Origin of the sequence: uncultured Pseudophaeobacter sp. (assembly GCA_905479575.1) — a bacterium.
Lineage (GTDB): Bacteria > Pseudomonadota > Alphaproteobacteria > Rhodobacterales > Rhodobacteraceae > Pseudophaeobacter.
Window position 1 is genome coordinate 1 of record CAJQNB010000013.1, and the last position, 25,404, is coordinate 25,404.

Genomic DNA, 25,404 nt, shown 5'->3' on the forward strand with positions numbered 1-25,404 from the left:
CAGTAGCGAAAGCGCGGCAGTGTCGGTATTGTTCTTCATGGCGTGATCTCCCTGGCGGTTGCTGCCGCCGGTTGGGTGGGTTCAGTTCACCCGGAGATTACGCCACCTTCAAATTTCCACCACCTTCGCGACACGACCGGAAGATATCCGTCGGGTCTTTGAAAGTGGGCGCTATCCCTACAAGCGTAAGATGTCGCGTCGGACCTATGAGGCCGAGAAGGCGCGCCTGCAGGCAGAGCTGTTGAAGGTTCAGATCTGGGCGCAGGACACGGGCCAGAAATTCGCCATGGTGTTTGAAGGGCGTGATGCTGCGGGCAAGGGGGGACGATCAAACGCTTTACCGAGCACCTGAACCCGCGCTCGGCCCGGGTTGTTGCCTTGAATAAACCCACCGACGAAGAGCGTGGCCAGTGGTACTTCCAGCGCTATATCAATCACCTGCCTACCAATGGTGAAATTGTTCTTTATGACCGCTCTTGGTACAATCGGGCAGGCGTCGAGCGGGTCATGGGCTTTTGTGAGCCGGATGAGTACCTCGAGTTCATGCGCCAGACACCTGAGCTGGAGCGGATGTTGGTGCGGTCTGGTGTGCGGCTTTATAAATACTGGTTCTCGGTCACTCAGGCCGAACAGCGGCGCCGGTTCCAATCCCGCGAAACGGACCCGCTGAAACAGTGGAAGCTGTCACCGATCGACAAAGCCAGCCTTGGCAAATGGGATGACTACACCGAGGCCAAGGAGGCGATGTTCTTTTACACAGACACCGCAGACGCGCCCTGGACCGTCGTCAAATCCAACTGCAAGAAACGAGCGCGCCTGAATTGCATGCGACATTTCCTGAGCACAGTGGACTACCCGGGCAAAGATCCCTCAATCGCTCAGGCCCCTGATCCACTGATCGTGGGCCAGGCGCATCATGTGATTCATCGGTCCGATCACATTCTGGGTAAGGCTCTGCATCCAGACGCAAAAGCGTGATACACTGAGTGCGATAGCGCCCCCTGCCTGGGGGCGTTATTGGGGTAGTATTGCGCGCAGCACTGTCGGTACTTGCCGGGGGCGCAGTACCTGCTAAGACTGCCCTATGATAGATCAATCCAGCACTCATCTTACCACATCCAGAATGACCAAAGGCGGCCACCTGCGGGCTGTGTCTTTGCTTGGTTTTCCGTTGGTTGGCGGTCACGTGGCGCAATATGCCATTGGCATGACGGATTCGCTCATGCTGGGCTGGTACGGGGCCGAGGCTCTGGCGGCGGTGACACTGGCCGGATCCTATTTCTTTGTGTTTTTCCTGATGGGTGCAGGATTCGCCTTTGCGGTAATGCCTCTGGTGGCCGCCGCTGCCGGGGCCGGGGAAGAGCGCCAGATCCGCCGCGCCACCCGCATGGGGCTGTGGCTGTCGCTGCTTTATGCTGTGGCGGCGATGCCGGTGCTGCTGTTTTCAGAATATATCTTGTTGGCGCTGGGACAAAATCCAGAAGTGGCAGGACCGGCCTCTGCCTATTTGCAATTGGCGGGGTGGGGACTGTTTCCGGCGTTGCTGGTCATGGTGTTGAAATCTTATCTGGCAGCGCTGGAGCGCACGCAGATCGTGCTTTGGATCACCATTTTGGCGGCTGTGGTGAACGGGCTGGTGAACTATGCGCTGATTTTTGGCAACTGGGGCGCACCAGAGCTGGGCATTGCCGGGGCGGCCTATGCCTCGATTGCGACGCAGTCGGTGTCCTTGCTGACAGTGGGAGCATACGCACTGTGGGTGCTGCCCGAGCATGAACTGTTAAAGAATTTTCACCGCCCGGATTGGGAGATGTTTTTCCGGGTGTTTAAATTGGGCATGCCCATTGGTCTGACAAATCTAAGCGAAGTCAGCCTGTTTGCCGCCTCCGCCATGATGATGGGCTGGTTGGGAACCATCCCGCTGGCGGCCCATGGCGTGGCGATGACGCTGTCGGGGCTGACATTCATGGTGCATCTGGGCCTGAGCAATGCTGCCACTATTCGTGCCGGCAACGCCTATGGGCGCCGTGATCGCGCTCATATGGCGCTGGGCGCCCGGGTGGTGATTTTACTGTCGCTGGCCATGGCGCTGCTTGGCAGTGCGGCCTTTTTATTGGTCCCGGACCCGCTGATTTCGCTGTTTCTGGACCCCACGGACCCCAACAAGCCTGAAATCCTGATTGTTGGGGCGGGTCTCTTGGCGATGGCAGCCCTGTTTCAGCTGGCGGATGGTATGCAGGTGATCGCGCTGGGCTTGCTGCGCGGTGTGCAGGACACCAATTGGCCGATGGTGATTGCGGCGCTCAGCTATTGGGCGATTGGCGTTCCGGCCTCTTATCTCTTTGGCTTTACCTTTGGCTGGGGCGGCGTCGGGGTCTGGTCGGGGCTGGTGCTGGGGCTTTGCTTTGCTGGTGTCTTCCTGATGTCGCGCTTTTGGCGCCATTCCATCCTGCTGACAGAAGAAAAGCCTGCAGCGTAAATCGCCACAGTGATTTGCTAAAACGCCGGGGCGGGCTGCAGAGCTTAGTCGTCTTTTTGTCCCTTGATGAGCCGATCTGCCTTTTTGCGCACCAAGACGCTGCGCAGGTCATGCATGGTCAGCAACAGATCATCGGTGACAGCTTCGAGCTGTTCATCGGTGGCCTTGGTCTGGGCCCAATGGGCGGTGAGGTTCAGGTGATCCACCGCCCGCTTGATGTCATCTATGTCCCGTGCGGCCAGGACCGCGCGCCGGTCTGCCATCCAGGATTTGATCGCCGCCAGATCCTGGTCTGACAGGGCGCGTCCGCCATGTGGCTTGATCTCGCCGTTGCGGATGTTGATGGCTGCAATCTGATCCATGTCGATGCGCCGCTGCCGGTTTTCGGTATCAACCCGAAACACAAAAGCACCGTTTTCACGCACGCGAAAGAAATACTCGGGCAGCGTTGCAGCCATCAGCTTGGATCCTTTGGCTTAGGTCAGGGAGGCGCAGAACGCGGCAATACGCGCGCAGGCCTCGGTGAGGGCTTCGTCCGAGGTGGCATAGCTGACCCGGAAATTTGGCGACAGGCCAAAGGCCGCGCCAAAGACCACCGCGACATCCGCCTCAGCCAAAAGCGCCGTGGCAAAGGCCTTGTCGTCCTCAATCACTGTGCCTTTGGGCGTTGTCTTGCCGATCAGACCTTTGATCGACGGATAGACATAAAAGGCGCCTTCTGGTGTGGGGCAGGTCACGCCGTCGATGGCGTTGAGAGCAGCCACCACCAGATCGCGGCGCCGTTTGAAGGCGACATTGTTGGTCGCGAGGAAATCCTGCGGGCCATTCAGCGCCTCAACCGCTGCCCATTGGCTGATCGAAGAGGGGTTGGAGGTTGACTGAGACTGGATCTTGCGCATGGCAGCAATCAAATGCTGGGGGCCTGCGGCATAGCCAATGCGCCAGCCGGTCATGGCATAGGCTTTGGACACTCCGTTGCAGGTCAGCGTGCGGTCATACAGACCGGGCTCCACCTGCGCTGGAGAGGTGAATTCGAACCCATCAAAGACCAGGTGTTCGTACATATCATCTGACATCACCCAGACGTGGGGATGGCGCATCAGCACATCTGTCAAGGCCTTCAACTCGGCGCGAGTATAGCCGGCACCGCTGGGGTTGGAGGGCGAGTTGAAGATGAACCATTTTGTATTGGGCGTTATCGCCGCTTCCAGCTGTGCGGGCGTCAGTTTGAAATCCGTTTCCAGGCTGGCCTCGACCGCGACAGGTGTGCCGCCGGCCAGCAGCACCATATCCGGGTAGCTAACCCAGTAGGGGGCTGGAATGATCACCTCGTCGCCGGGGTTAAGTGTTGCCATCAGCGCATTGTACAGCGTTTGCTTGCCGCCGGTGCCAACTGAGACCTGTGCCGGTTCATAGGACAGGCCATTCTCGCGCTCAAATTTGGCGCAGATGGCCTGTTTCAGCTCGATGATGCCGTCAGGGGCGGTGTATTTTGTCTTGCCCGCAGCAATGGCGGCATTTGCCGCATCCTTGATGTTCTGCGGGGTGTCAAAATCTGGTTCACCCGCGCTTAGCCCGATCACATCCCGGCCAGCAGCTTTCAGCTCGGCAGCCATTGCAGTAATCGCAATCGTGGGCGACGGTTTTACACGCTCGAGGGTCTTGGAGAGGAAAGACATGGCTGCGGGTCCTTGTTTGAATGTTCTTGGTATCTGTCATAGGGTGCCACCAAATTGCGATCAAGCAGCATTGACAAAGAGCAGAAACGGAGATGGCAAATGTCTGACGAAACAACAGATTGGTTCGGACCAGAGGCAGCAACATTTGGCGATCGTGTCGCCGCCGCCCGCGAGGCCGCCGATATGACCCAGGCACAGCTGGCGCGACGCCTTGGGATCAAGAAGTCCACTCTGATGGGCTGGGAACAGGATCTGTCTGAACCACGCGCCAACAAGCTGTCGATGGTATCGGGGCTGTTGAATGTCTCGATGTCCTGGTTGCTGACCGGCGAGGGCGAGGGGATGTCGGAACCCGCAGATGTGGATCTTGCGGTGGGCGATTTTGCCGGTGTGCTGAATGAGCTGCGCGCCCTGCGCAATGAGATGCGCAGCAATGCCGAGCGCGCCGCACGGCTGGAAAAGAAGCTTCGCACACTGGTGCAGAGTGCCGCGTCTACGTGAGGCTGATTGGATGACTGAAACGACGGAATTGCACGAACATCGCCTCAAGCGTCTAAAGATGCGGTCCATGCGTCGCGGCATTAAAGAAATGGATATTCTGCTCACTGCCTATGCAGATGCCAACTTGCCTGCGATGGATGCGGCCAAGCTGGATCTCTATGATCAGATGCTGCACGAGAACGATCAGGATCTCTATCAGTGGGTGACAGGGCAGGTTGCTGCCCCCAGCTCTTATGAGGCTCTGATCAGGGAAGTCGCACAAACCCATCAAACTAAATAAAAAACCAGCTTAACGCATTTTTGGGGAATTTTCTGCATTCTCTCCTGAGCAAACTCGAGTCGGAGATGCGAATGAGTATGGAAATGCCAATCGGCCAGCAGGACCGCAAAGGGTTCATGACTGGTTACCTTGAAGCGCTGGCACTGGTGGAGCGACTGCACCGGCTGTTGTTGGATGTTATCAAGGATGAGTTCGAACGCGTCGGCGTTCTGGAAATAAACGCAGTGCAGGCACTGCTCTTGTTCAACGTTGGTGACAATGAAGTCACTGCCGGTGAGCTCAAGAGCCGTGGCTATTATCAGGGCAGCAATGTCAGCTACAATCTGAAAAAGCTGGTTGAGCTGGACTATATGCACCATCAGCGCTGCGAGATTGATCGCCGGTCTGTTCGGGTTCGCCTGACGCCACGCGGTCGCGAGATCCGCGATATCGTCGCGGGCCTCTTTGCACGCCACGCCGAAGGCCTAGAGGGCAAGGATGTTATCAGCCGCGAAGGCATCGCTGACATCACAAGCTCGCTGAAGCGTGTGGAACGGTATTGGTCGGATCAGATCCGCTATATCTATTAAAAACAGATCTTTGGGGGCAAAAGCTCCCTGAGAAAAGACCTGGGTGGGCAAGAAATGCACCGCCCATATCCAAATAATCCTGATTCGGCTGAACACCAGTCGCATCTAGACTTGAAGAACTCGGGTTCGCTATAAAACGCACCGCAAAGTCCTAACCGGACTGGCGGTGCGTTCTTATATCTGCCTGCCTGTTATCGCAAAGGCAGAACGCCGGGGCTGGTTTTACCAGTGGCCGGTCTTACCAGTGGCCTGTGTTTGCCATGCTGGACCAGGGCTCTGCTGGCTCCAGTGCCTCGCCATTTTGCAGCAGCTCGATTGAGATATTGTCGGGCGAGCGAATAAAGGCCATGCGCCCGTCATGGGGGGGGCGGTTGATGGTGACGCCGTTGTCCTGCAAAAACTGGCAGGTTTCATAGATATTATCGACCCCATAGGCGAGATGGCCAAAGTGACGGCTGTCACTCGGCAGGCCCTCGTCGCCATCCCAGTTATAGGTCAGCTCAACCGGGGTTTCTTCCTGACCGGGGGCAGCCAGATAGAGCAGGGTGAAACGGCCCTTTTCGCTGTCGTAGCGCCGGGTTTCGCGCAGTCCCAGAAGTTCATAAAATGCTCTGGATTTTTCCAGGTCTTTCACCCGAACCATTACGTGCAAATAAGTAAGCGCCATGTGCGAGGATCCTTGATCGTTTGACATCTCCTCGCCCAAGGTGTGAGGGCGAAGATTTTTCGGAGAGTTTATTTTGCTTGGTACAACTTGCCCGCACTATAGGCCAGATCCAATCGATTCGCAGGGCCGGAAGGCTTGGAGTTTCCACATGTAGGCGCCAGGACGTGAAGGCAGAACGGTGGCCACCGCCGCCTTTCGCGCCCTATGTGTGCTGCATGACTGTGCAACTGGTGCCAATCCGCCGCGACGCATCGGCTTGTTATTTGGGGTCACTCCCCGCTATGACTGCAGGACAGGCATCGAGTGTCAAAGAGGGATCACTGTGCAGCAATATCACGCGGCCTTGCGCCAAATTCTGGAAACCGGGGTGCCCAGCAGCGATCGCACTGGCACCGGTACGATCTCTTGTTTTGGTATGCAGACACGATACCCTCTGGCGGATGGTTTTCCGCTGGTGACCACCAAAAAGCTGCATCTGCGCTCAATCATACATGAGCTTTTGTGGTTCCTGTCCGGCGATACCAATATCAAGTATCTCAAAGACAATGGGGTCTCGATCTGGGACGAATGGGCCGATGAAAACGGTGACCTCGGGCCGGTTTATGGCCACCAGTGGCGCAGCTTTCCAAAACTGGAGCTGGTGCCCGGCACCACCGGGGATGAGCCGCTCTATCGCGCTGGTTCGGTTGATCAGATCGCCGACCTGGTAGAGATGATCAAAACCAGCCCAGACAGCCGCCGTCTGATTGTTTCCGCCTGGAACCCTGGCGATGTGCCAGATATGGCGCTGCCGCCCTGCCATACGCTGTGGCAGGTTCGGGTGTTAGGCGGCAAGCTGCATCTGCAACTGTATCAGCGTTCGGCGGATATGTTTCTTGGGGTGCCCTTCAACATTGCCTCCTACGCCTTGTTGCAGGTGATGCTGGCCCATGTGACGGGCTATGAGCCGGGGGACTTTGTCCACAGTTTTGGCGATGCGCATATCTATTCAAATCATCAGGACCAGGTGGCACTACAGCTGTCGCGCAGCCCTAAGCCGCTGCCACAGATCCGGATCAAACGGCAGGTCTCGTCGATTTTTGATTTTACCTATGATGATTTTGAGGTCCTGAACTATGATCCCGATCCGGGCATCAAGGCCCCCGTCGCAGTGTAAAACTGCTCGTCAGGCGCCGCTCGCCTTTTGTCGTTTCATCCACCCCCACCGCAGGCGGGGCCCTGTTTCAAGGCAGACCGTAGAATGATTACCCTAATTGTTGCCCGCGACCGCAATGGCGCCATTGGCAAGGACAATACCATTCCCTGGCATGCCCCCGAGGATCTTAAGGCTTTTCAGCGTGAAACCCTTGGCGGGGCCATTGTCATGGGGCGCAACACCTGGGACAGTCTGCCGTTCAAGCCCTTGAAAAACCGCCTGAACCTGGTGGTTTCTTCCAACCCCGAGGCAGCAGATGAGGTGCATGGCTCAGTCACTGAGGCCGTTGCTGCGGCCTATGCCCAGGGCTATCGTCGGGTTTACGGGATCGGGGGCGCGGGGATCTACCGCGAAATGATGCAGATCGCGGATCGGCTGTTGATTACCGAGGTCGCGGTAGAGGTCGAGGGCGCAGATACGTTCTTTCCTGAGATACCAGAGGCGGAGTGGCAACGGCAAGGCGACACCCAGCTGCGCCCCGCAGATCCGGCCTGCGTCATGGTGGAATATCTGCGCATCCATTCTGGCCGCTAAGAGGGCGCTTTACCCGTTCCTGCCTAAGTCTTGACGGTCGGCTGGGAGCGGATTTGAGCGTTGCTGAACGCAAGCTGCCTCCAAGCAACCGCTGAAGGGGCGCACTGTCGGCAACGCGCATGTGCAGAGGCTTGAACCAGCAGGCCGTGCGGTTGGGGCAAGGCCCCAGGGCGCGTCTCTCAGATTAGTTAGAGCTCTGAAGGGGTTTGATTTCTCCCGCCATTTGTCGGCCATCGCGTCCCTCGGTGAGCTCATAGTCAACTTTCATATTGTCAGCGAGACCAGTAAGGCCGGACCGCTCAACCTGAGAGATATGCACAAAGACGTCACTTCCGCCGCCGTCGGGTTCAATGAAGCCAAATCCTTTGGTTGTGTTAAACCATTTCACGGTGCCACTTGGCATTTCCCGTGTCTCCTTCTACTTATGTGTTGTTCTGGGGCAGCCCAGAGAATTTCGGGGTTTGCGACAGGCAGCCCATTGTTTTCAAACGTAGTCTGCTGACATGCAGGCCACACCAGTGCCGACCTGTGTGTCAGCCCTGTTGCAACTGTTGCATGCAGGGAAAATAAATCAAGTGGCTATGGGTATTCTTCTTTAGATTGTGCTCATTGCCACGCTGAGGAAGGAAAATTGATGATCCTTTATGGCTTAAAGAACTGCGATACCTGTCGTAAGGCGTTGAAACAATTGCCTGACGCGGGCCTGGTGGATGTCCGAAGCGAAGGGGTGCCAACAGAGCTGTTGGCAGAGGCGCTGGCGCAGTTTGGCGACAAAGTGGTAAATACCCGGTCAACCACTTGGCGCGGGCTGAGCGAAGAGGAGCGCGCCGGCGCACCAATTGACCTGTTGCAACAGCATCCGACCTTGATGAAACGTCCATTGATTCAGACCGCTGATGGCCTGTTTCTGGGCTGGGACAAGGCAACACAGGCGGCCTTGCTGAAGGTGTGAAACCGCGGGGCTTTGGGGCGGTCGTGTTAAGACATAAAAAAGGCGCCGCTGCCGGGAGCAGGGCGCCTTTATTCGTGCTTTATGAAAGATTACATCGCCTCAGTTTCAAGGCGGCGCTTGATGATCCGGTCCAAGGACAGCGCGCCTGCGCCTTTGATCACCAGAACGGCAAGAACAAAGACCCAGAACAGACGTTGATCCAGGATGATGCTATCCGGGAAGCGGTCGAACAAGGCGCCCAGGGTTTTTGCATCGGTGGCATTGTGGCCAATGACGTCGGTCAGCGACTGCACGATGATAAATCCGATCATTCCCAGCGCCGCCAAGCGGGTGAACAGGCCCAGCAGGATCAACAGGGGCAGGATGAATTCGGCATATGTGCCTGCCAGAACAACCAGCTGATGAAAGATGCCGAATTGGGACACATCATATCCCGCGGCTTCGAGCTGTTTGGGAAAGATCTGGGAGTAGGCGCCAATAGACGGGCTGAACAGGCCCAAAATGCCGTCGCCCAGCTTGGTCAGGCCAGAATTCCAATAGTAGAGCAGCAGAGTGGCGGCAAAGACAAAGCGTGCCGCCAGCGGCAGCACCCAGGTGCCAGCCTTTTCTACCAGGCCAAAAACGGCGTTATGAATGGTGACAAGTGCGTGCATGTTGTTACCCTTTGCTTTCTTCAAGTCGAGTGATTGCTCCGCCCTGCAACAACAGGGTGAGTGGGGAGCTGAGGTCAAAATCAGTATCTAGGTCCTGGGCTTGGCCGAGGGCCTCGCCAATGCTGGCCCCCCGCATCAAAGCCTCAATCCAGGCGGCATCCGCGGCGCTGACCACCTGCGGCAGGGGGTCGTATTCGGGGCGGGTGATCACCACGGCCTCGGCGCCGGCCTGCGGTTTTGGCGCCTTTTCTTCGGTGTTGAAGCGCCAGATCGAATGGATCGGCCAGGGGGAGCGCAGCAGATGCAGCGCCGGGGCAAGACAAAGCCTGGCCTGCAACAGGCTCTGCTCTGACAGGCCAGCCAGCTGCAACGGGTCAATGGCTGTGGCATCGGCGGCGTGATAGGCGTGGCGCAGGGCCAGTTCCAGCCGGGCGACATCCCCAAGATATCCAAGATGATCCAGCTGCTGCATGCCTTCCAGAAAGGCGGGGAACTCAGCGCCATAGAACATCATCAGGGGCGAGCTGGGGGGATGGGCGCGCAGATAAAGACCGGATAATCCATCCATGTTTTTACGCCCCAAAAGCTTGGCAATCACCGGAAAGGCGCTGTGCATGGCCTCGGTCAGCGAAACCGCGACATTATTGCGGTAAACGGAAAACCGCCGACCTGCCGCTTCTGCCGCCTGATCAACCAGACCGGCGGGCACCGGCACGGCAGCATCCATCAGCGCTGTGATGAACTGGGCCTGATCGACCGCAGGTCCCTGGGGTTTTGTGGTTCTGCTCATGCCGGAACGTGCTGTGTTGCGGTGGCTGTGGTCGTGGTGGGGAGGCTGGCAAGGGCAAAGGCGGCGCGTTCCGCTTCGGCAGCCAGGGTGGGCCAGTCAGGAACATCTGTGTCCCATTCAATCAGCACTGGCTTGGGACCGGCGCGGTCAAGCGTGTAGTCCAGCAGGGACCAGACAGGATCGACCACGGCGTGGCCATGGCTGTCGATCAACAGCGGCCGTCCCTGATCATCGGTATCTTCGTCGTGCCCCCCAAGGTGGATTTCCCCCACCTTGTCCAAGGCAAAGGCATCAATATAGCCCTGCGGAGAGAACTCCAGATTGGTGGCCGAAACAAAGACATTGTTCACGTCCAGCAGCAATCCGCAGCCGGTGCGTTGGCTGATCTCAGCCAGAAAATCCGGCTCTGACCAGGTGCTCTCGGCAAAGGCGAGGTAACTGGAAGGGTTTTCCAGCATCATTGGGCGGCCGATCGCCTCTTGCAGCTGATCAATATGGCTGCAGACCCGGTCGAGCGTTGCATCGGTATAGGGCAGCGGCAGCAGGTCGTTGTAGAACTGTCCCTCATGGGTCGACCATGCGAGATGTTCGGAAAAGCTGGCTGGATTAAGCCAGCCCAGCAGGTGTTTCAAGCGGGCCAGGTGCTCTGGGTCCAGAGGGGCCTCTCCACCAATCGACAGACCAACACCGTGTACCGAGATGGCAAATTTTTTGGCTAGGTGGCGCAGCTGGGCCAGGGGGCGCCCGCCCGCGCCCATATAGTTTTCGGCGTGAATCTCCAGCCATTGCACCGGGTCAGCCTGTTCCATGATCTCAGCAAAATGCTGCGGTTTGTAGCCAACGCCGGGGGCATTGGGCAGGGAGGGAGCGGTGCGGGGGTGAAGCATGGCAGATCTCATATCAGTCGGACCCGAACCGGACAGATCAGGTCAAAGCAGGAGGAGGTCAGGAAAAAACATTTGAGCAAACAGCCACATGCGATGGTCTGCAGAGAGTGTCAGGCAGGGGGCCCATTCGGACAGTCAGGCGGCAGAGGAGGGAGCCAAGAGGCCAGCGTCGTCACCGGCCTCTTGGGGTTTGTTTAAAGCGCTGACTTATGCAGGCAGATCGCGCTCTAGGGCTTCCAGCGAGCCAGTGCGCTTGGTGCCATCGGCGAGGTCGGGCAGTTCGACGTCGGCACAGGTGCCCGCGTCGACCAGGGTCCAGGCGTTGCCCTGATAATCAACGGTCGAGCTGCCGGCGCAGGTTGTGCCGGGACCCGCGGCGCAGTCATTTTGACCGGCAAGGGATACACCATAGCACTTTTCCTTTGTGGCGGCGGCGGCAGGCATGGTGGCGGCTGCGGTCAGAGCGGCGGCTACGGCACTGGCAACGGCGAAAGATTTGGAAGTTTTCGACATATCATGAATTCCTTTTGTGTTGGTCTTGCGCTGTTTATTCGCTGTCTTGTTGACACCAAAAACCTAACCCGATGTGAGGGAGAGTTTAAGTCACGAGAGCGTGTCTCACGGCTGCGTCAGCCTATGTGACAAAAGCATACAGTATAGGTGTCTGAAAATAAATGAAATTAGCGGAATTCAAAGCAAAACGGCCCCCAGATGGGGGCCGCCAAATGCGCTTTTATGGGTAAATGTTACAAAAGGTCGGGCGCGGTCGCTTCGAGCTTTAGCGCCTTTGTAACATTTTTGAGACTGTCGACACGGGTCTGCTTTTCGCCAAGGCGGCGGATCGAGACGGTGCGCTCTTCCACTTCGCGATGACCAATGGCCAGAATCACCGGCACCTTGCCGAGGGAATGCTCGCGGACCTTGTAGTTGATCTTTTCATTGCGAATATCTGCCTCAGCCCGCACGCCTGCTGCCTGCAGCTCGGCCACGACCTCTTGCACATAGTCATCCGCGTCCGAGGTAATGGAGGCGACAACAACCTGGCGCGGGGCCAGCCAGAACGGCAGCTTGCCGGCATGTTCTTCGATCAAAATGCCGATGAAACGCTCGAATGAGCCCAGGGTGGCCCGGTGCAGCATCAGCGGGCGGTGCTTGTCGCCATCCTGACCGATATAGCTGGCGTCCAGACGCTCCGGCAGGTTGGGATCGATTTGCAGCGTGCCGCATTGCCAGTCGCGGCCAATGGCATCGGTGAGCACGAATTCGAGCTTTGGCCCGTAAAAGGCGCCTTCGCCTTCCTGGATCTCGTAGTCGTAGCCCGCCGCCTGAATACCCGCCGCAAGCGCCGCCTCGGCCTGATCCCAGCTTTCCTCGCTGCCGACCCGTTTTTCGGGACGGGTGGAGAGTTTGACGCGCCAGGTCTCAAACCCGAGGTCCTTGTAGACCTTGGCGAGGAAGGAGACAAATTCCTTGGTCTCGGATTCGACCTGATCCTCGGTGCAGAAGATATGGCCGTCATCCTGGGTAAAGCCGCGCACCCGCATGATGCCATGCATGGCACCGGAGGGCTCGTAGCGGTTGCAGGAGCCGAATTCCGCCATGCGCAGCGGCAGGTCGCGGTAGGATTTCAGACCCTGGTTGAAGATCTGGATGTGGCAGGGGCAGTTCATTGGCTTGAGCGCGTTCACTGCCTTTTCGCGGGCGTGGTCTTCGTCGACCTCAACGATGAACATGTTTTCCTGGTAGTTGTCCCAGTGGCCCGAGGCCTCCCACAGCTTGCGGTTCACCACCTGCGGGGTGTTGACCTCCACATAGCCGTGGCTGTCCTGCATGCGGCGCATGTAGTCCTGAAGCTGGGTGTAGACGCGCCAGCCATTGGGGTGCCAGAACACCATGCCGGGGGCTTCTTCCTGCATGTGAAACAGGTCCATTTCGCGGCCCAGCTTGCGGTGGTCGCGCTTGGCGGCCTCTTCCAGCATGGTGAGATGGGCCTTGAGTTTTTCCTTGCCGGTAAAGGCCACGCCGTAGATCCGTTGCAACATGGCGCGGTCACTGTCACCGCGCCAGTAGGCGCCAGCGATCGACATCAGTTTGAAGGCGTCCCCCGGCAGCTGCCCGGTGTGCTGCAGGTGTGGGCCACGGCACAGATCCTGCCAGTCGCCATGCCAATACATCCGCAGAGGTTCGTCGCCTGGAATGGCGTCGATCAGCTCGACCTTATAGGGCTCGTCATTGGCGGTGTAAAAATCAATGGCGCGCTGACGCTCCCAGACCTCGGTCCGCACAGGCTCGCGTTTGTTGATGATTTCTTTCATCTTTTTCTCGATCACGCCGAGATCTTCCGGGGTGAAAGGCTCTGCCCGGTCAAAGTCATAGTACCAGCCGTTTTCAATGACCGGCCCAATGGTAACCTTGGTGTCGGGCCAAAGCTCCTGCACGGCGCGGGCCATGACATGGGCGAGATCGTGACGGATCAACTCATTCGCCTGGGGCTCATCCTTGAGGGTGTGCAGGGCAATGGCGGCGTCGCCCTGTATTGGCCACTGCAGGTCCCAGTGCTGGTCGTCAAGGGTGGCTGAAATGGCCTTTTTCGCCAGCGAGGTGGAGATGTCGGCGGCAACTTCGGCGGCGGTGATGCCGGCCTCATAGCTGCGTGCGTTGCCATCGGGAAATGTGAGAGAGATTTGGGCCATGGTTTGGCTGCTCCTCGTCGGTTTGGCGCCCACTGAACGCCCGGTTGCGGGTTATGTGATGAGGCTGATTTCGCAGGTGCGCCTGGCCCTGTCAAGATCGGGATTGGCAAGAGTGAGGTCGGTAAGATGTGGAGCGACCAAAAGTCCGAGGGGGCAATTGAAACCCTGGGGGCTGGTTCTCCAAATCCTGGGCAGTATTCCTAGTTTATTTGTGCAGTGGGGAGGGCACGCCCCGGCGGATGATTTGGGAATAGTCGGGGGTGATGCCATGCGCCTGGGCACGCGCAGTGATGCGCCCCTTTTCGGTCAGCTCCTGCAGCGGCAGGCGACTGTTGAGAACGCCAGCGTCATAGGCGTACTCAGGCAGGTAGCCATTGGCGATGACCCGCCAATCCAGTGGGACATCGCCCACAATTGTGCGGATCATTTGAAACACCACAGTGGTACAATTGGAAAAGAGCGAATTGTACCACTGGGGCTGTGCCGCCAGTTGGTTGGCAGCTGTCACATAGTGCAACAACAGGGCGCGGGCCTTTTGCGGGCTGGTGTTTGTGCGGTAGAGCTGGACATCTTCGCCCCGCGCGTTAGTGCGGGTGCCCAGCAGGTCACGCTCATCTGCGGCGATGAGCGACAGGGTGTTGGTTTTGAACATATCGGCCAGGGGAGAAAAGCCCCCACCGATCTGGCGGCGGACCTCCACGGACCAGGCGAGCTGTTCGCCATCGGCAAAGCCAAAGCTGATGATCATATGGGCGATGGTTTTGCCGGACCAATAGGACAGGAAGAGATCGACGCTTTCCAGTTGGTCGAGGTCGTAACTGCGGGTTTCCCAGTTGGCGTCAAATTCCGTCGGGCTGCGCCAGGTAAAGTTGCGGATGTTCTCCAGGGTGAGGGTTGAACCGCTGAGCTGTCCGGTCACCTGACGCTCCACATCTTTGGCCCAGTTTCGATCCGCCGGCGGCGTGAGGCTGATCCACCAGGTGATCACCGCTGCCAGCGCCAGACAATAGGTGGCAAGGCCACGCAGCCGCCGGGGGCGAAAGAGACCAAAGATCACGGCCAGCGCCAGCAGGGCAAACCCGGTGGCAATAATCAGGCGCGTGGCGGTGCCAAACGGCAGCCGGTACCACAGGGCCAGTGCGGCCCAGCATCCGGACAGGACAATCGTCAGGCAGAGCACAGCAAGGCCGCCGCGGTAAAATATCTGTGTCATAGTAGATCCTTGGAGGAGCCGCGAGCAGGGGCTGGCCATCTGCTGTAACCTAGAAGCTCTGGACCAAGGGGGCAAGGCTGGCCGTTGTCCGGTCTGGGGGGGGCGTTTGGTAGCGAGGCTGTTTTGACAATTGCAGCCTTGCCCATTGCGTGACACATCTTGATCCGACAAGCACCAATGAGGGAGAGCACAGATATGGCGGCACCAAAGTTTCTGACCACCGAGCAGGGGCGCTCGATTGCCTATCACGCGCATGCCGGAGCGGGGGTGACGCTGGTCTTCCTTGGGGGGCTCAAATCTGACATGGAGGGAACCAAGGCAATCCATCTGGAGGCCTGGGCCAAGGCAGCTGGGCTCGGGTTTCTGCGGTTCGACTATTCCGGCCATGGTGAAAGCTCGGGGCGCTTTGAAGAGGGCTGCATTGGGGATTGGCATGAAGATACCATTGCGGCCGTCTCGGCTCTGACCACCGGGCCATTGCTGATTGTCGGCTCCTCCATGGGCGGTTGGCAGGCGCTGTTGCTGGCTAAGGTCATGCCAGAGCGTATTCAGGGCATGGTGACCGTGGCCGCGGCGCCTGATTTCACCGAAGACGGCTATTGGGCCAGCTTCAGTTCAGCACAGAAGGCTGAGCTGGAGGCGCAGGGGTACGTTGGGCTGCCCAGCGACTACATGGAGCCATACCGCATCAGCAAACGCATGATCGAAGATGGGCGCAATCGACTGGTCCTGCGGCAGCCGCTGGACTTGCCCTTCCCGGTGCGTTGCCTGCAGGGGACGGCGGATACGGCCGTTTCGACGGACACCGCGCTGCGGCTTTTGGAGCACGCTTCCTGTGTGGACATGCGGCTAAACCTGGTGAAGGATGCGGATCATCGGTTTTCGGATGACGCCTGTCTGAAACTGATCGAAACATCCATATCCGAGTTGCTTTAGCCGGTTGTCCGTTGGGGCGGATTCCAGGAACCGACTGCGCAATACTGAGTAGAAAGGAGAGGTCATGAGTATGGAACAACGGGTGAGTTTGATCACCCTCGGGGTGCCGGATGTGGAAAAGGCTGCCGCCTTTTATGCCGCGCTTGGCTGGCAGGCCGTTGAGAGCCCGGATGGCGTGGTTGCTTTTGATCTGATCTCGCAGACGCTGGGGCTTTATCCTCTGGACAAACTGGCAGAGGACATCGGACTGCCGGTTGAGGCTCTGGGCACTGGCGCGATGACACTCAGCCATAATACCCGCAGCCGCGAAGAGGTGGACGATTTGCTGGCGCTTGCCAAGACGGCTGGCGGGGAAATTCTGCGTCCGGGCGGCGAGGTGTTTTGGGGGGGCTATATCGGCTATTTCAAAGCGCCCGGTGGTCATATCTGGGAAGTGGCGCATAACCCGTTTTCACCGCTGGCCGACAATGGCGCGTTTCGCTGGAATGGCTACTGATTTTTGCTCGGCGGTGCCCCAACGCCATTGGGGGCTGCCGGAGATCTATGTTTGGTTGTAGAGCAGGAGGGGATTTCTCTTGCTCCCAAAGGCAAGTCACCGCAAGAGTGAGTGTGAAACGCGCGAGATTGATTTGACATTTCAGCGGCTATCCAAAGCAGAGAGTGTTTGCGGATCAACGCGATAAAGGTAGGACGGCATGGAACAAGCAGGGAATTGGGGGCGCGAGCCGGTGGTGTTTTTGCCGGGTATGATGTGTGATGCGCGGGTCTTTACGCCGCAGCTTCAGGCCCTGTCGGTACAGGCTCCGGTTATGGTGGCTCCTCTGCATGGTGGGGCGCGCATTGACGATATTGCGACGCATATCCTGTCAATGCTACCCGCAAAATTTGCCTTGGTTGGCCTATCTATGGGCGGGATCGTGGCGCTGGAGATTTTGCGCCGTGCCCCGGAGCGGATCACCCGGCTTTGCCTGATGGCGACAACCCCATTGTCTGAAACGCCGGATCAGGCCGCCATGCGCGAGCCCTTGATCGTCAGTGCCCGTACCGGGGGGCTGGAAAAGGCGCTGCAGCTTTCCTTGCCGCCAGAGGTGCTGGCGCCGGGGGCGCGCCGGTTGGATATCCTCAATCTGGTGCGTGCGATGGGGCTGGATTTGGGGGCGGAGCTGTTTGTTGATCAAAGCCGGGCATTGCAGCGCCGGCTTGACCAACAGGCGACAGCACGGCGCTGTCGGGTACCGACGCTTATTCTTTGTGGGGAATATGACCGCCTGACGCCGGTCAAACGACATGAATTCCTGGCGGAGTTGATCCCTCATGCCAGGCTTGAAATCATTGCTGGCGCTGGGCATTTGCCAGGGCTGGAACAACCCGAAGCAGTCAATCGCGCACTGTCGCAGTGGCTGGCTGCCCCGGCCAAGGCTGGCAGAAGCGGAGCCTGAGCTTTAATCGCCAACTTGAGAGGTGCCTAGTGCGCAGGCTGAGCGATCAGGCTGCGCCATCAGGTGGGGACACCCAAGCGGCGGCCCTCAATCGGGGCCCTATGGGTAGAGCTTGGCGCGGGCCTCTTTTGACAGCACCTCTGGCTCTGCTACCGGCTTGCCGGTTTCCACATCAAAAAAGGGCGTTTCCCGCCAAAGACCAGACAGGCGCGCGGTTATCATACGGGAGAAAATTCCGTAGACCATGCGCGCCATGCCTTTGCTACGCGGCGGCTTGCCTGGGCGCGGGACATGGGCCTCGGCCTTGACCTTGCCCAGTGCATCTTTGTCTTCAAAGATATCTGTCCGCAGTCCGGCAAAGGCCAGTTGCGGTTTTGCCAGCGTATTGGCAAAGGGTGTGCCACAGCAGCCAGCATACCAGCGAAACAGGCCTTTGGGGCCAAGGCGCAACAGGCGCAGGTGCTCTGCGCCTTTGCTGATGGTGATGGCCTGCGGTGCCAGTTGAAACAGGTCGACACCTTCAACCGGGTCGGGCCTATGATGATAGAGCTCCGCCGCGCGACAATCCGGACAATGGCATAAAATTCGCAGTCCGGATTTTTGCCCCTGCGCTGAAACATGCCCGGCAAAACTGCCGCAGGAGCAGGAAAAGTCAAACTTCCCGTTGCTCATGGTATCAGCTTTTTACAGCTGAGAGTTTGGCCTGACCCTTGGTTGCCTTGGGTTTTGCAGCGGCTTTGGGTTTGCGGCTGTTTGCATCCATGAAATCAATGACCAGGGGGCGGATATTGTCGCGCCAACTGCGACCGGCAAAGATGCCATAATGGCCGGCACCTGGTTCCACATGGCTGGCTTTTTTGCTGTCCGGCAGGCCGGTGCACAGATCCAACGCTGCAATACACTGGCCCGGCGCCGAGATGTCATCATTGGCACCTTCAACGGTTTTCACCGCCACATCGGTGATCGCGCCCATATCAACCTTGTGGCCATCAACGATGAACTCATTGCGGGCGATTTCACGGGATTTGAACACCCGCTCGACGGTGGAGAGGTAGAACTCTGCCGTCATATCCATCACTGCCAGATATTCATCGTAAAAGCGATTGTGGGCATCGTGATCCGAAGCTTCGCCACGGCTGGCACGCTGGATCTGATCGCTAAAGGCCTGCGAGTGACGGTCCATGTTCATCGACATGAATGAGGACAGTTGCAGCAGGCCGGGATAGACCTTGCGGCCGACGCCTTTGTATTTGAAACCAACCCGCTGGATCATGGTTTCTTCCAGCTGGCCCATGGTGACGCGGCGCCCAAAGTCGGTGACCTCTGTAGGGGTGGCATCCGGGTCTACCGGACCGCCAATCAGGGTCAGCGAAGAGGGCTGTGCATCAGGGTCCTGCTCCGCCAGATAGGCGGTTGCCGCCAGGGTCAACGGCGCTGGCTGACAGACCGCTACCACATGGGTGTCGGGGCCAAGTTCGCGCATGAAATCAACAAGATAAAGCGTGTAATCTTCGATGTCGAACTTGCCAGCAGAGACCGGAATGTCGCGGGCGTTATGCCAATCGGTGATATAGACTTCACAGTTCACCAGCAGGCTGGTGACGGTGGAGCGCAGCAGGGTTGCATAGTGGCCAGACATCGGTGCAACAACAAGAACCTTGCGGGGCTGTTCTTTGCGTCCGGCGACACAAAAGTGAAGCAGATCGCCAAAATCGCGTTCAACAACCGGGGTGACTTCGACCAGATGGTCTTTGCCGTCCTCACAGGTGAAGCTGTGGATGCCCCAGTCGGGTTTAACGGTCATACGTTGAAAGGTGCGCTCGGTGACTTCGCCCCAGCCGGCCATCCAGCTCAGTGCTGGGTTGGGGATCGCTGAAAAGGCGGGGTAGGAGGCCATCGACAAGGCACTGGCGCCCAGCCATTGGTTCATATTCCGGGCGGTTTCCATCAAGTCGTAAGACATCATAAAACGCATATGGCTTTCCTTTTGTCTGCCCGCCGATTTAAATCCCACAACTGGGGGCGGAAATAATGCAGGGCCTCGGACCTTTCGTCGCTTTGGCGTAACATGGGGTTACCAGTATTCTGCACAGCAGAAAGAGTATGGGGGATTCCTTAAGATGACAACAAGTGACGCGCTGGACCATGGCACTTCGCCAGAACACCTTGAACGCCTTAAGGAAAATATGGAGCGAGTTGACCAGCTCTCTAAGAAAATGGTCGAGATCATGGCAAATCGGAAAGGGCACAACCCTGGTTTGGACGGTCCGAATCAGGAGCTGTTTGCACGTGCAGCAACCTCTTATTGGGCCGAACTCCTGCAAAATCCTGCCAAATTGATGGAAAAGCAGGTCGAGTTTTGGGGCAAGTCTGTGCTGAACTTTGCCGAGGCCCAGAAAGTTCTGGCTGCACAGGGCCATGACGACACCGCGCCACAGACATCGCAAGACCGCCGGTTTGGCAATCCGATGTGGGAAAACAACCCCTATTTTAGCTTTGTAAAACATCAGTACCTGACCAATGCCGAGGCAATTCGCGAGGCCGTGGCCCAGGTCGATGATCTGGACGCCATTGATCGTCACCGGCTGCAATATTTCTCCGATCAGATCATCAACATGATGGCGCCGACCAATTTCCTGCCCACCAACCCGGATGCGCTGGAAAAGGCGCTGGAGACCGAGGGCACCTCTTTGATTGATGGGTTGCAGAACCTGGTCAACGATCTTGAGTCCAACAATGGTGAGCTGGTGGTGCGACTGGCGGATGAAACCGCCTTTGAGATCGGCGGCAATATTGCCACCAGCCCCGGCGAGGTGGTCTATCGCAATCGGATGATGGAGATGATCCAGTATCACCCGACCACCGAGACGGTGCACGAAACCCCCATCGTGTTGTTCCCGCCCTGGATCAACAAATTCTACATCCTCGACCTAAAAACGCAGAACAGCCTGATCAAATGGGTGACGGAACAGGGCTATACCCTGTTTGTGGTCTCCTGGGTCAATCCCAACCGGGACTATGCCGATGTCAGCATGGAAGACTATATCGAAGAAGGCTTCCTGACCGCCTTTGAGAAGGCCAAGGAGATCTGCAAGGTCAAACAGATCAACGCCATCGGATATTGCATCGCGGGTACCACGCTTAGCCTGGTGCTGGCTTTGATGAAAAAGCGTGGCGATAAATCGGTAAAGTCGGCAACGCTGTTTACTGCGTTGACGGATTTTTCCGATCAGGGGGATTTCACCCCCTTCCTGCAGAACGATTTTGTCGATGCTATTGTTGAGGAGATTGGCGAGGACGGTATTCTGCCCTCCTACATTATGGCGCGCACCTTCTCGTTCCTGCGGGCCAATGATCTGGTCTATGGTCCGGCCATCCGCAGCTATATGCTGGGGGAGACCCCGCCCGCCTTTGACCTGCTGTATTGGAACGGCGATGGCGCCAACCTGCCGGGCAAGATGGCAGAGGAATATCTGCGCGGGCTGTGCCAGGGCAACCAGTTTGCCGATGGCGGTTTTGAGCTTTTTGGCGAGACGCTGCATCTCAAGGATGTAGATATCCCGCTGATGGCGATCACCTGTGAAACGGACCACATCGCGCCCTGGCGCAATTGTTACAAGGGTGTGCAGCAGATGGGGGGGCGCAGCAAAACCTTCATCGTATCGCAGTCCGGTCATATCGCCGGCATCGTTAACCCGCCCAGCCGCAACAAATATGGTCACTACACCAACGATGACTTGAAACTGGCCCCCGAAGCCTGGATGGAAGGGGCGACCTTCAACGAAGGCTCCTGGTGGCCGCGTTGGGAGAGCTGGCTGAAGAAGCGCTCTGGCAAGCAGGTTCCGGCGCGCACCCCTGGTGATTCGAATAATCCAGTGCTGGAACCGGCTCCTGGCAGCTATGTGCGTGTCCGTGCAAATGATTGATTTTGTGGATTTACGGTAATTTATTCTGCATCGCAGCATTATTTTCTTGAAATGCTGCGATGCAGAAAGTATATATTCCTCATGCTGAAACGCGGGGTGGTCCCGAGATGCAAACAGAGGAACCAGTACAATGGCTAAGACCCAAGATTTTACCGCTATGATGAAAGACATGATGGGCGCATTTCCGGTGGATACATCCGCCATGGAAGAAGCGTTCAAAAACACTGCCGCGCTGAACGAAAAGCTGAGCGCAGTTGTTCTGGGTGCTGCTGAGCAGTCCTCGGAAATCTCCAGCAAATGGACAAAAGACGCCCTGGCAAAGATGTCCGGCGTTTCCAAAGCTCAGACAGATCCGTCTGAGTATGCAAAGTCGGCAACCGATTTCGCCAGCGCCTCTGCTGAAGTTGCCGCTGAAAACATGGCCGCTTTTGCTGAAGTTGCAAAAAAAGTGCAGATGGAAACCGTTGAACTGCTGATGGCCGCAGGCAAAGATATGGGCGAAGAAGCCTCTGCCGCTGTCAAAAAAGCGACGTCCGAAGTGACCACTGCCGCTAAAAAAGCAGCCGCTAAATAAGCAGCCCAAATGGGCTGATCACGAAGAGCGAGATCACGGCTCCTCCCTGCATATGATCCCCATCTTACGTGTCCAAAAGGGCAGGTCGTTTGACCTGTCCTTTTTTGTTGTCGCCGGTATTTCCGACCAAACCGTATTTCCGACCAACTGGCTACCCAACCAGACTGGCCGCCCGGCCAAACTGGTGCAAAGGCTAAAACGCCGCCTGGGTGAAATCACTGATTTCTGGCTGCCAGCCGCAGGCGGTCTGGATCTTATCGGCCCTCATTTGCTGATCCAGGGTTGGGCCCTCGGCCCAGGTGCCGTATTTAAACATCACATATTTGCGGTTGCGGACCACATAGGCCCCATCATGGGGATGCCGTCGAATGATCTCGTCCAGAATCTCGCGCAAGGGCACGCCATTCTGGGCCGCAACATTGTAGTGGCCGCAAAGCTCTGAGTGCTCTGCCAGCAGGCGATAGGCGCGGGCCAGATCCCGGCGATGCACCAGCGGCCAGCGGGTGTGAATACTGCCCCAAACCTCCAGCGGCAGACCCGTTGCTGCCTGTGTCAGCAGACGAGAGAACACACCGCCACCGTCTTCGTGATAGGTCATGGCTGGGTGAACAATGCAGCTGTTGACCTTGGGGTCTTGTAACAACGCCAGCGCGTTTTTTTCCATCCAGGCAAAGGCCGGGATTGGCCGCCTTGGGCTGGTTTCAGAGGCGGCCAGGTTGCCGGTTTCCCCATAAAGCCAACAGCCCCCGGTATAGAGCACCCGCAGGGGAGAACTGCGGTGGTGCGCTTCCTGTCTTATGGCCTCAATGGCGGCGGCATCGACTGCGCCCATGTCCTCTTCAAAACTTGTGGCCAGCTGGATAACCACATCCACTTCGCGCAGCGCCGCCCGCCAACTGGCCGGGCTCCGCAGATCTCCGCGCCAGGGCTGGGCGCCCAGAGCCGCGAGTTTCTGAGCTGACCTGTCAGAGCGGCACAGGCCAGTGACAGTATGATTGTAGGCAACCAGTTCTGCGGTGACGGCGCTGCCAATGGAGCCGGTGCCGCCAAGGATCAAAATGTTCAAACCAGGACTCCTGTGATGGTGTAGGGCATGGTATAAAACCTCAAGCTAAGTTTAGCTCAAGGGCTTTTTACGGAAGATCCAGAGGCGCGATTTTCGAGCCAAAGCTCCGGGCTGCCAGGGCTGTCGTCGAGGAAGGCGGTTCTGCAGGCTTTTCTTTTGTTCTGCGCTCGCATAGTCTTTTCTGCATTGCATCATGTCCGGGGAGGGACAGTATGGCCGATCAGGAAAAAGCCCTGCTGATCAAGCGTTACGCCAGCCGGCGTTTGTACAACACTGAGACCAGCGACTATGTCACCTTAGAGGATATTGCGGGGTTCATCCGGGAAGGGCGTGAAGTTCAGATTGTTGACTTGAAGTCCGGCGATGATCTGACGCGGCAGTACCTGCTGCAGATTATTGCCGAACACGAAAGCCGCGGTGAAAATGTCCTGCCGGTTAATGTGCTGAACGATCTGGTGCGCAGTTACATGCAGCCGGGCGGTGGGGTGATGCCACAGTTCCTGCAGGCCTCTTTTGATATGCTGCGCGACAGTCAGTCTCAGATGGTAGAGAATATCTCGGCGATGAACCCGATGTCGCAGATCCCGGGATTTGACGCGATGAAGGTGCAGCAGGAAGCGTTTTTGAAGGCGATGACCGCTGGCCTGCCTGGTGGTCTCCCCGGGGGCTGGGGCGGTGGCACGACCACGCCAGAAGCGGAGACTGAAAAGGACGGCGAGGGAGAGGATCTGGATGCGATCAAACGCCAACTGTCAGAACTGCAGGACAAGCTGTCCAAGTTGAAATAGGCTTGGGTTAACTATCTGAAGTAGAAAGGCTCTGATCCGATCAGAGCCTTTTTTTGTGTGCTATAAGAGTGAGACAAAATGGGGGGGGGCTCCCGCCCGTCGGAAGATCCCTATGGGATCTCCTCCCGTTGGGCCTGGCGCCGCGCAGAGCGCGGCGCGGCAGCGTGATTTTGCCGGGTCCTAAAAGGATCAGGCTGCAGCAGCACTGGCCATGGTTGTGGTTGCGGCATCAACCAGAATTCCGGCAACCACATCCAGCTCTTCCTTGGTCAGGCGCACCGGCAGGCGCACGTCGCAGGCCTGCATCAGCATGGCACGGGTTTGCGGCAGCTCTGGCAGGTCCTGAATGAACTGCCAGTTCCAGAAGGCCCGGGCATTGTCCGCAGAGCGGCCAAAGATCTGCACCTTGACGCCAGCCTGGGCGGTTGCCTCGGAGAAGGCGGTGATTTGCTCATCCGTCATGCCCACCAGGTTGAATTGGATGGAATCTGGCGCACGCTGTTCTGGGGCCAGAGGGGCGGGGACATCAAAGTAGGGCGAGGCATTCAGCTGTGCCGCCACATAGTCGTGGTTTTTCAGCCCGTCCCGCACCCGGCGCGCCAGCTCTGGCAGCTGTGGGCGAATGACCGCGGCGGACAGGTTGCTCATCCGTAGATTATACAGCGGCAGCTGGTTTTGCCATTTGGCAAAGGCGTCTTCCAGGTCTGTGCTGTTGTCGCCCAGTGGGGCTTTGTGCTTTTGCCAGTTGTGCTCGTAAGCGCCGGACATGATCACTGCACGGGCCACCAGCTCGGCGTCATTGGTGATCAGGATGCCACCTTCGCCGGCGTTGATCATCTTGTAGGATTGAAACGAAAAACAGCCGATCTGGCCCAGTGTACCAATATTACGGGCATTCCAGGTGGTGCCAAGCGAATGGGCCGCGTCCTCGATGACTGGGATGCCACGCGCCTCGCAGAGCGCCAGAATAGCATCCATATCAGAGGTATGGCCACGCATGTGGCTGATGATAACCGCGGAAATGTCATCGCCAAGCCGGGTCTCAAAATCTGCCATATCAATGCGGTAGTTTTCGCCCACTTCACAAAGCACCGGCACGCAATCGGCATGGATCACCGAAGAAGGAACCGCTGCAAAGGTGAAGCCGGGGATCAATACGCGGGCATCGCGGGGCAGGTTCAGGGCCTTGAGAGACAGGAATAGGGCGGCGGAACAAGACGAGACAGCTAAAGCATATTTACAGCCCAGAAGCGCCGCGAATTCCTGTTCCAGCAGCGCAACCGGCGCATCCTCGGGGGCTGTATAACGAAACAGATCGCCAGACTGCATCAGTTCGTCAAGTGCGATACGCGCGGCTTCCGGAATGGGTTCGGCGGCGTGAACATTAGGTGCCTTTGTCATATTTCAAGTTCCTGAATTCTGGATTTGATAAATATAAAACAACTGAACAGATAAGCCAAGAGAAAGCCGATCCTTCGGTCTTGGGGTCGGTGAAATTTCACCAATTTGTTGCATGGCGCCCCATGGCACCACTCTGGTTTTACCACGACGGCGAGAAGGCCTGCTGCAAAACTGTAAACGCC

The 25,404-nt window shown here is 57.7% G+C and carries 27 protein-coding genes and 1 pseudogene; 14 read left to right on the top strand and 14 right to left on the bottom strand.

Going from position 1 to position 25,404, the window contains the following annotated elements; all coding sequences use genetic code 11:
- Positions 1-112 precede the first annotated feature (112 nt).
- Both ppk2 and QZ268_RS04435 read left to right on the top strand, forming a co-directional pair.
- Positions 113-978 (top strand): annotated as a pseudogene (ppk2, locus tag QZ268_RS04430) (polyphosphate kinase 2).
- Between the two features lie 106 nt (positions 979-1,084).
- Complete coding sequence (locus QZ268_RS04435) at positions 1,085-2,479, top strand: MATE family efflux transporter (RefSeq protein ID WP_295448629.1); 1,395 nt, start codon at positions 1,085-1,087, stop codon at positions 2,477-2,479.
- Positions 2,480-2,523: 44 nt separating this feature from the next.
- Here QZ268_RS04435 and QZ268_RS04440 read toward each other — a convergent pair whose 3' ends face one another.
- A complete protein-coding gene (locus tag QZ268_RS04440) occupies positions 2,524-2,937 on the bottom strand; it encodes a hypothetical protein (protein ID WP_295448632.1) in 414 nt (137 codons plus the stop codon).
- Positions 2,938-2,955: 18 nt separating this feature from the next.
- Complete coding sequence (locus QZ268_RS04445; RefSeq protein WP_295448635.1) at positions 2,956-4,158, bottom strand: pyridoxal phosphate-dependent aminotransferase; 1,203 nt, start codon at positions 4,156-4,158, stop codon at positions 2,956-2,958.
- Between the two features lie 99 nt (positions 4,159-4,257).
- Between QZ268_RS04445 and QZ268_RS04450 the strand changes: the two genes are divergently transcribed.
- From QZ268_RS04450 to QZ268_RS04460, 3 genes are all read left to right on the top strand, one after another.
- Positions 4,258-4,659, top strand: a complete 402-nt coding sequence (locus QZ268_RS04450) for a helix-turn-helix transcriptional regulator (protein WP_295448638.1) — start codon at positions 4,258-4,260, stop codon at positions 4,657-4,659.
- Positions 4,660-4,669: 10 nt separating this feature from the next.
- The gene (locus tag QZ268_RS04455; protein ID WP_295448641.1) at positions 4,670-4,939 is read left to right on the top strand and encodes a succinate dehydrogenase assembly factor 2; all 270 of its coding nucleotides are present in this window, start codon (positions 4,670-4,672) and stop codon (positions 4,937-4,939) included.
- Positions 4,940-5,010: 71 nt separating this feature from the next.
- Positions 5,011-5,508 carry a winged helix DNA-binding protein gene (locus tag QZ268_RS04460; protein WP_172684845.1) on the top strand — a complete coding sequence of 166 codons (498 nt, stop codon included), beginning with the start codon at positions 5,011-5,013 and terminating at the stop codon, positions 5,506-5,508.
- A gap of 238 nt (positions 5,509-5,746) precedes the next feature.
- Here the strand turns inward: QZ268_RS04460 and QZ268_RS04465 are convergent, their stop codons facing one another.
- Complete coding sequence (locus QZ268_RS04465; RefSeq protein ID WP_295448646.1) at positions 5,747-6,175, bottom strand: VOC family protein; 429 nt, start codon at positions 6,173-6,175, stop codon at positions 5,747-5,749.
- Between the two features lie 322 nt (positions 6,176-6,497).
- On the opposite strand from QZ268_RS04465, the gene QZ268_RS04470 reads away from it, so the two are divergent.
- The gene (locus QZ268_RS04470; RefSeq protein WP_295448649.1) at positions 6,498-7,331 is read left to right on the top strand and encodes a thymidylate synthase; all 834 of its coding nucleotides are present in this window, start codon (positions 6,498-6,500) and stop codon (positions 7,329-7,331) included.
- A gap of 84 nt (positions 7,332-7,415) precedes the next feature.
- Positions 7,416-7,904 (top strand): dihydrofolate reductase, encoded by a 489-nt coding sequence (locus QZ268_RS04475; RefSeq protein ID WP_295448652.1) that lies wholly within the window; start codon positions 7,416-7,418, stop codon positions 7,902-7,904.
- A 184-nt stretch (positions 7,905-8,088) separates the two neighbouring features.
- On the opposite strand, the gene QZ268_RS04480 is transcribed toward QZ268_RS04475, so the two are convergent.
- Positions 8,089-8,307: a cold-shock protein gene (locus tag QZ268_RS04480; RefSeq protein ID WP_295448655.1), complete on the bottom strand. Its 219-nt coding sequence runs from the start codon at positions 8,305-8,307 to the stop codon at positions 8,089-8,091.
- A 231-nt stretch (positions 8,308-8,538) separates the two neighbouring features.
- Between QZ268_RS04480 and QZ268_RS04485 the strand changes: the two genes are divergently transcribed.
- Positions 8,539-8,856, top strand: a complete 318-nt coding sequence (locus QZ268_RS04485; RefSeq protein WP_295448658.1) for an ArsC/Spx/MgsR family protein — start codon at positions 8,539-8,541, stop codon at positions 8,854-8,856.
- Positions 8,857-8,945: 89 nt separating this feature from the next.
- On the opposite strand, the gene QZ268_RS04490 is transcribed toward QZ268_RS04485, so the two are convergent.
- From QZ268_RS04490 to QZ268_RS04515, 6 genes are all read right to left on the bottom strand, one after another.
- Entirely contained in the window at positions 8,946-9,509 is a 564-nt protein-coding gene (locus QZ268_RS04490; RefSeq protein WP_295448661.1) for a DoxX family membrane protein, read from the bottom strand.
- A gap of 4 nt (positions 9,510-9,513) precedes the next feature.
- Complete coding sequence (locus QZ268_RS04495; protein WP_295448664.1) at positions 9,514-10,299, bottom strand: DNA-binding domain-containing protein; 786 nt, start codon at positions 10,297-10,299, stop codon at positions 9,514-9,516.
- Positions 10,296-11,186 carry a DUF692 domain-containing protein gene (locus QZ268_RS04500; protein ID WP_295448667.1) on the bottom strand — a complete coding sequence of 297 codons (891 nt, stop codon included), beginning with the start codon at positions 11,184-11,186 and terminating at the stop codon, positions 10,296-10,298. The genes QZ268_RS04495 and QZ268_RS04500 overlap by 4 nt, the downstream gene beginning before the upstream one ends.
- A gap of 207 nt (positions 11,187-11,393) precedes the next feature.
- Entirely contained in the window at positions 11,394-11,699 is a 306-nt protein-coding gene (locus tag QZ268_RS04505) for a DUF2282 domain-containing protein (protein ID WP_295448670.1), read from the bottom strand.
- A gap of 233 nt (positions 11,700-11,932) precedes the next feature.
- Positions 11,933-13,879: a threonine--tRNA ligase gene (gene thrS / locus QZ268_RS04510; protein ID WP_295448673.1), complete on the bottom strand. Its 1,947-nt coding sequence runs from the start codon at positions 13,877-13,879 to the stop codon at positions 11,933-11,935.
- Positions 13,880-14,084: 205 nt separating this feature from the next.
- The gene (locus tag QZ268_RS04515; RefSeq protein WP_295448676.1) at positions 14,085-15,092 is read right to left on the bottom strand and encodes a DUF4105 domain-containing protein; all 1,008 of its coding nucleotides are present in this window, start codon (positions 15,090-15,092) and stop codon (positions 14,085-14,087) included.
- 195 nt (positions 15,093-15,287) lie between these two features.
- Between QZ268_RS04515 and QZ268_RS04520 the strand changes: the two genes are divergently transcribed.
- The 3 genes from QZ268_RS04520 to QZ268_RS04530 all read left to right on the top strand — a co-directional run bounded on the left by QZ268_RS04520 (position 15,288) and on the right by QZ268_RS04530 (position 17,467).
- Positions 15,288-16,028: an alpha/beta hydrolase gene (locus QZ268_RS04520; RefSeq protein ID WP_295448679.1), complete on the top strand. Its 741-nt coding sequence runs from the start codon at positions 15,288-15,290 to the stop codon at positions 16,026-16,028.
- 70 nt (positions 16,029-16,098) lie between these two features.
- Entirely contained in the window at positions 16,099-16,524 is a 426-nt protein-coding gene (locus QZ268_RS04525) for a VOC family protein (RefSeq protein WP_295448792.1), read from the top strand.
- A 199-nt stretch (positions 16,525-16,723) separates the two neighbouring features.
- Positions 16,724-17,467 (top strand): alpha/beta fold hydrolase, encoded by a 744-nt coding sequence (locus QZ268_RS04530; protein WP_295448682.1) that lies wholly within the window; start codon positions 16,724-16,726, stop codon positions 17,465-17,467.
- Positions 17,468-17,566: 99 nt separating this feature from the next.
- Here QZ268_RS04530 and QZ268_RS04535 read toward each other — a convergent pair whose 3' ends face one another.
- Positions 17,567-18,139, bottom strand: coding sequence for a DUF6151 family protein (locus QZ268_RS04535; protein ID WP_295448685.1), 573 nt, complete (start codon positions 18,137-18,139; stop codon positions 17,567-17,569).
- A 4-nt stretch (positions 18,140-18,143) separates the two neighbouring features.
- Positions 18,144-19,442 carry a polyhydroxyalkanoate depolymerase gene (gene phaZ / locus QZ268_RS04540; protein ID WP_295448689.1) on the bottom strand — a complete coding sequence of 433 codons (1,299 nt, stop codon included), beginning with the start codon at positions 19,440-19,442 and terminating at the stop codon, positions 18,144-18,146.
- Positions 19,443-19,587: 145 nt separating this feature from the next.
- Here phaZ and phaC point away from each other — a divergent pair, with 145 nt between their 5' ends.
- Both phaC and QZ268_RS04550 read left to right on the top strand, forming a co-directional pair.
- Entirely contained in the window at positions 19,588-21,393 is a 1,806-nt protein-coding gene (phaC, locus tag QZ268_RS04545) for a class I poly(R)-hydroxyalkanoic acid synthase (protein WP_295448692.1), read from the top strand.
- A 130-nt stretch (positions 21,394-21,523) separates the two neighbouring features.
- Complete coding sequence (locus QZ268_RS04550; RefSeq protein WP_295448695.1) at positions 21,524-21,967, top strand: phasin, PhaP; 444 nt, start codon at positions 21,524-21,526, stop codon at positions 21,965-21,967.
- A gap of 193 nt (positions 21,968-22,160) precedes the next feature.
- Here QZ268_RS04550 and QZ268_RS04555 read toward each other — a convergent pair whose 3' ends face one another.
- Positions 22,161-23,033: an NAD-dependent epimerase/dehydratase family protein gene (locus QZ268_RS04555; protein WP_295448699.1), complete on the bottom strand. Its 873-nt coding sequence runs from the start codon at positions 23,031-23,033 to the stop codon at positions 22,161-22,163.
- Between the two features lie 212 nt (positions 23,034-23,245).
- Here QZ268_RS04555 and phaR point away from each other — a divergent pair, with 212 nt between their 5' ends.
- Positions 23,246-23,821 (top strand): polyhydroxyalkanoate synthesis repressor PhaR, encoded by a 576-nt coding sequence (phaR, locus tag QZ268_RS04560; protein ID WP_295448702.1) that lies wholly within the window; start codon positions 23,246-23,248, stop codon positions 23,819-23,821.
- 189 nt (positions 23,822-24,010) lie between these two features.
- On the opposite strand, the gene QZ268_RS04565 is transcribed toward phaR, so the two are convergent.
- Positions 24,011-25,222 (bottom strand): aminotransferase class I/II-fold pyridoxal phosphate-dependent enzyme, encoded by a 1,212-nt coding sequence (locus QZ268_RS04565; RefSeq protein WP_295448704.1) that lies wholly within the window; start codon positions 25,220-25,222, stop codon positions 24,011-24,013.
- Positions 25,223-25,404 lie beyond the last annotated feature (182 nt).

What these genes read in the sequence shown, in the direction of transcription:
- QZ268_RS04435 (WP_295448629.1), top strand. Translation starts at nt 1,085, where the DNA reads ATGATAGATCAATCCAGCACTCATCTTACCACATCCAGAATGACCAAA.
- QZ268_RS04440 (WP_295448632.1), bottom strand. Translation starts at nt 2,937, where the DNA reads ATGGCTGCAACGCTGCCCGAGTATTTCTTTCGCGTGCGTGAAAACGGT.
- QZ268_RS04445 (WP_295448635.1), bottom strand. Translation starts at nt 4,158, where the DNA reads ATGTCTTTCCTCTCCAAGACCCTCGAGCGTGTAAAACCGTCGCCCACG.
- QZ268_RS04450 (WP_295448638.1), top strand. Translation starts at nt 4,258, where the DNA reads ATGTCTGACGAAACAACAGATTGGTTCGGACCAGAGGCAGCAACATTT.
- QZ268_RS04455 (WP_295448641.1), top strand. Translation starts at nt 4,670, where the DNA reads ATGACTGAAACGACGGAATTGCACGAACATCGCCTCAAGCGTCTAAAG.
- QZ268_RS04460 (WP_172684845.1), top strand. Translation starts at nt 5,011, where the DNA reads ATGAGTATGGAAATGCCAATCGGCCAGCAGGACCGCAAAGGGTTCATG.
- QZ268_RS04465 (WP_295448646.1), bottom strand. Translation starts at nt 6,175, where the DNA reads ATGGCGCTTACTTATTTGCACGTAATGGTTCGGGTGAAAGACCTGGAA.
- QZ268_RS04475 (WP_295448652.1), top strand. Translation starts at nt 7,416, where the DNA reads ATGATTACCCTAATTGTTGCCCGCGACCGCAATGGCGCCATTGGCAAG.
- QZ268_RS04480 (WP_295448655.1), bottom strand. Translation starts at nt 8,307, where the DNA reads ATGCCAAGTGGCACCGTGAAATGGTTTAACACAACCAAAGGATTTGGC.
- QZ268_RS04485 (WP_295448658.1), top strand. Translation starts at nt 8,539, where the DNA reads ATGATCCTTTATGGCTTAAAGAACTGCGATACCTGTCGTAAGGCGTTG.
- QZ268_RS04490 (WP_295448661.1), bottom strand. Translation starts at nt 9,509, where the DNA reads ATGCACGCACTTGTCACCATTCATAACGCCGTTTTTGGCCTGGTAGAA.
- QZ268_RS04495 (WP_295448664.1), bottom strand. Translation starts at nt 10,299, where the DNA reads ATGAGCAGAACCACAAAACCCCAGGGACCTGCGGTCGATCAGGCCCAG.
- QZ268_RS04500 (WP_295448667.1), bottom strand. Translation starts at nt 11,186, where the DNA reads ATGCTTCACCCCCGCACCGCTCCCTCCCTGCCCAATGCCCCCGGCGTT.
- QZ268_RS04505 (WP_295448670.1), bottom strand. Translation starts at nt 11,699, where the DNA reads ATGTCGAAAACTTCCAAATCTTTCGCCGTTGCCAGTGCCGTAGCCGCC.
- thrS (WP_295448673.1), bottom strand. Translation starts at nt 13,879, where the DNA reads ATGGCCCAAATCTCTCTCACATTTCCCGATGGCAACGCACGCAGCTAT.
- QZ268_RS04515 (WP_295448676.1), bottom strand. Translation starts at nt 15,092, where the DNA reads ATGACACAGATATTTTACCGCGGCGGCCTTGCTGTGCTCTGCCTGACG.
- QZ268_RS04520 (WP_295448679.1), top strand. Translation starts at nt 15,288, where the DNA reads ATGGCGGCACCAAAGTTTCTGACCACCGAGCAGGGGCGCTCGATTGCC.
- QZ268_RS04525 (WP_295448792.1), top strand. Translation starts at nt 16,099, where the DNA reads ATGGAACAACGGGTGAGTTTGATCACCCTCGGGGTGCCGGATGTGGAA.
- QZ268_RS04530 (WP_295448682.1), top strand. Translation starts at nt 16,724, where the DNA reads ATGGAACAAGCAGGGAATTGGGGGCGCGAGCCGGTGGTGTTTTTGCCG.
- QZ268_RS04535 (WP_295448685.1), bottom strand. Translation starts at nt 18,139, where the DNA reads ATGAGCAACGGGAAGTTTGACTTTTCCTGCTCCTGCGGCAGTTTTGCC.
- phaZ (WP_295448689.1), bottom strand. Translation starts at nt 19,442, where the DNA reads ATGCGTTTTATGATGTCTTACGACTTGATGGAAACCGCCCGGAATATG.
- phaC (WP_295448692.1), top strand. Translation starts at nt 19,588, where the DNA reads ATGACAACAAGTGACGCGCTGGACCATGGCACTTCGCCAGAACACCTT.
- QZ268_RS04550 (WP_295448695.1), top strand. Translation starts at nt 21,524, where the DNA reads ATGGCTAAGACCCAAGATTTTACCGCTATGATGAAAGACATGATGGGC.
- phaR (WP_295448702.1), top strand. Translation starts at nt 23,246, where the DNA reads ATGGCCGATCAGGAAAAAGCCCTGCTGATCAAGCGTTACGCCAGCCGG.
- QZ268_RS04565 (WP_295448704.1), bottom strand. Translation starts at nt 25,222, where the DNA reads ATGACAAAGGCACCTAATGTTCACGCCGCCGAACCCATTCCGGAAGCC.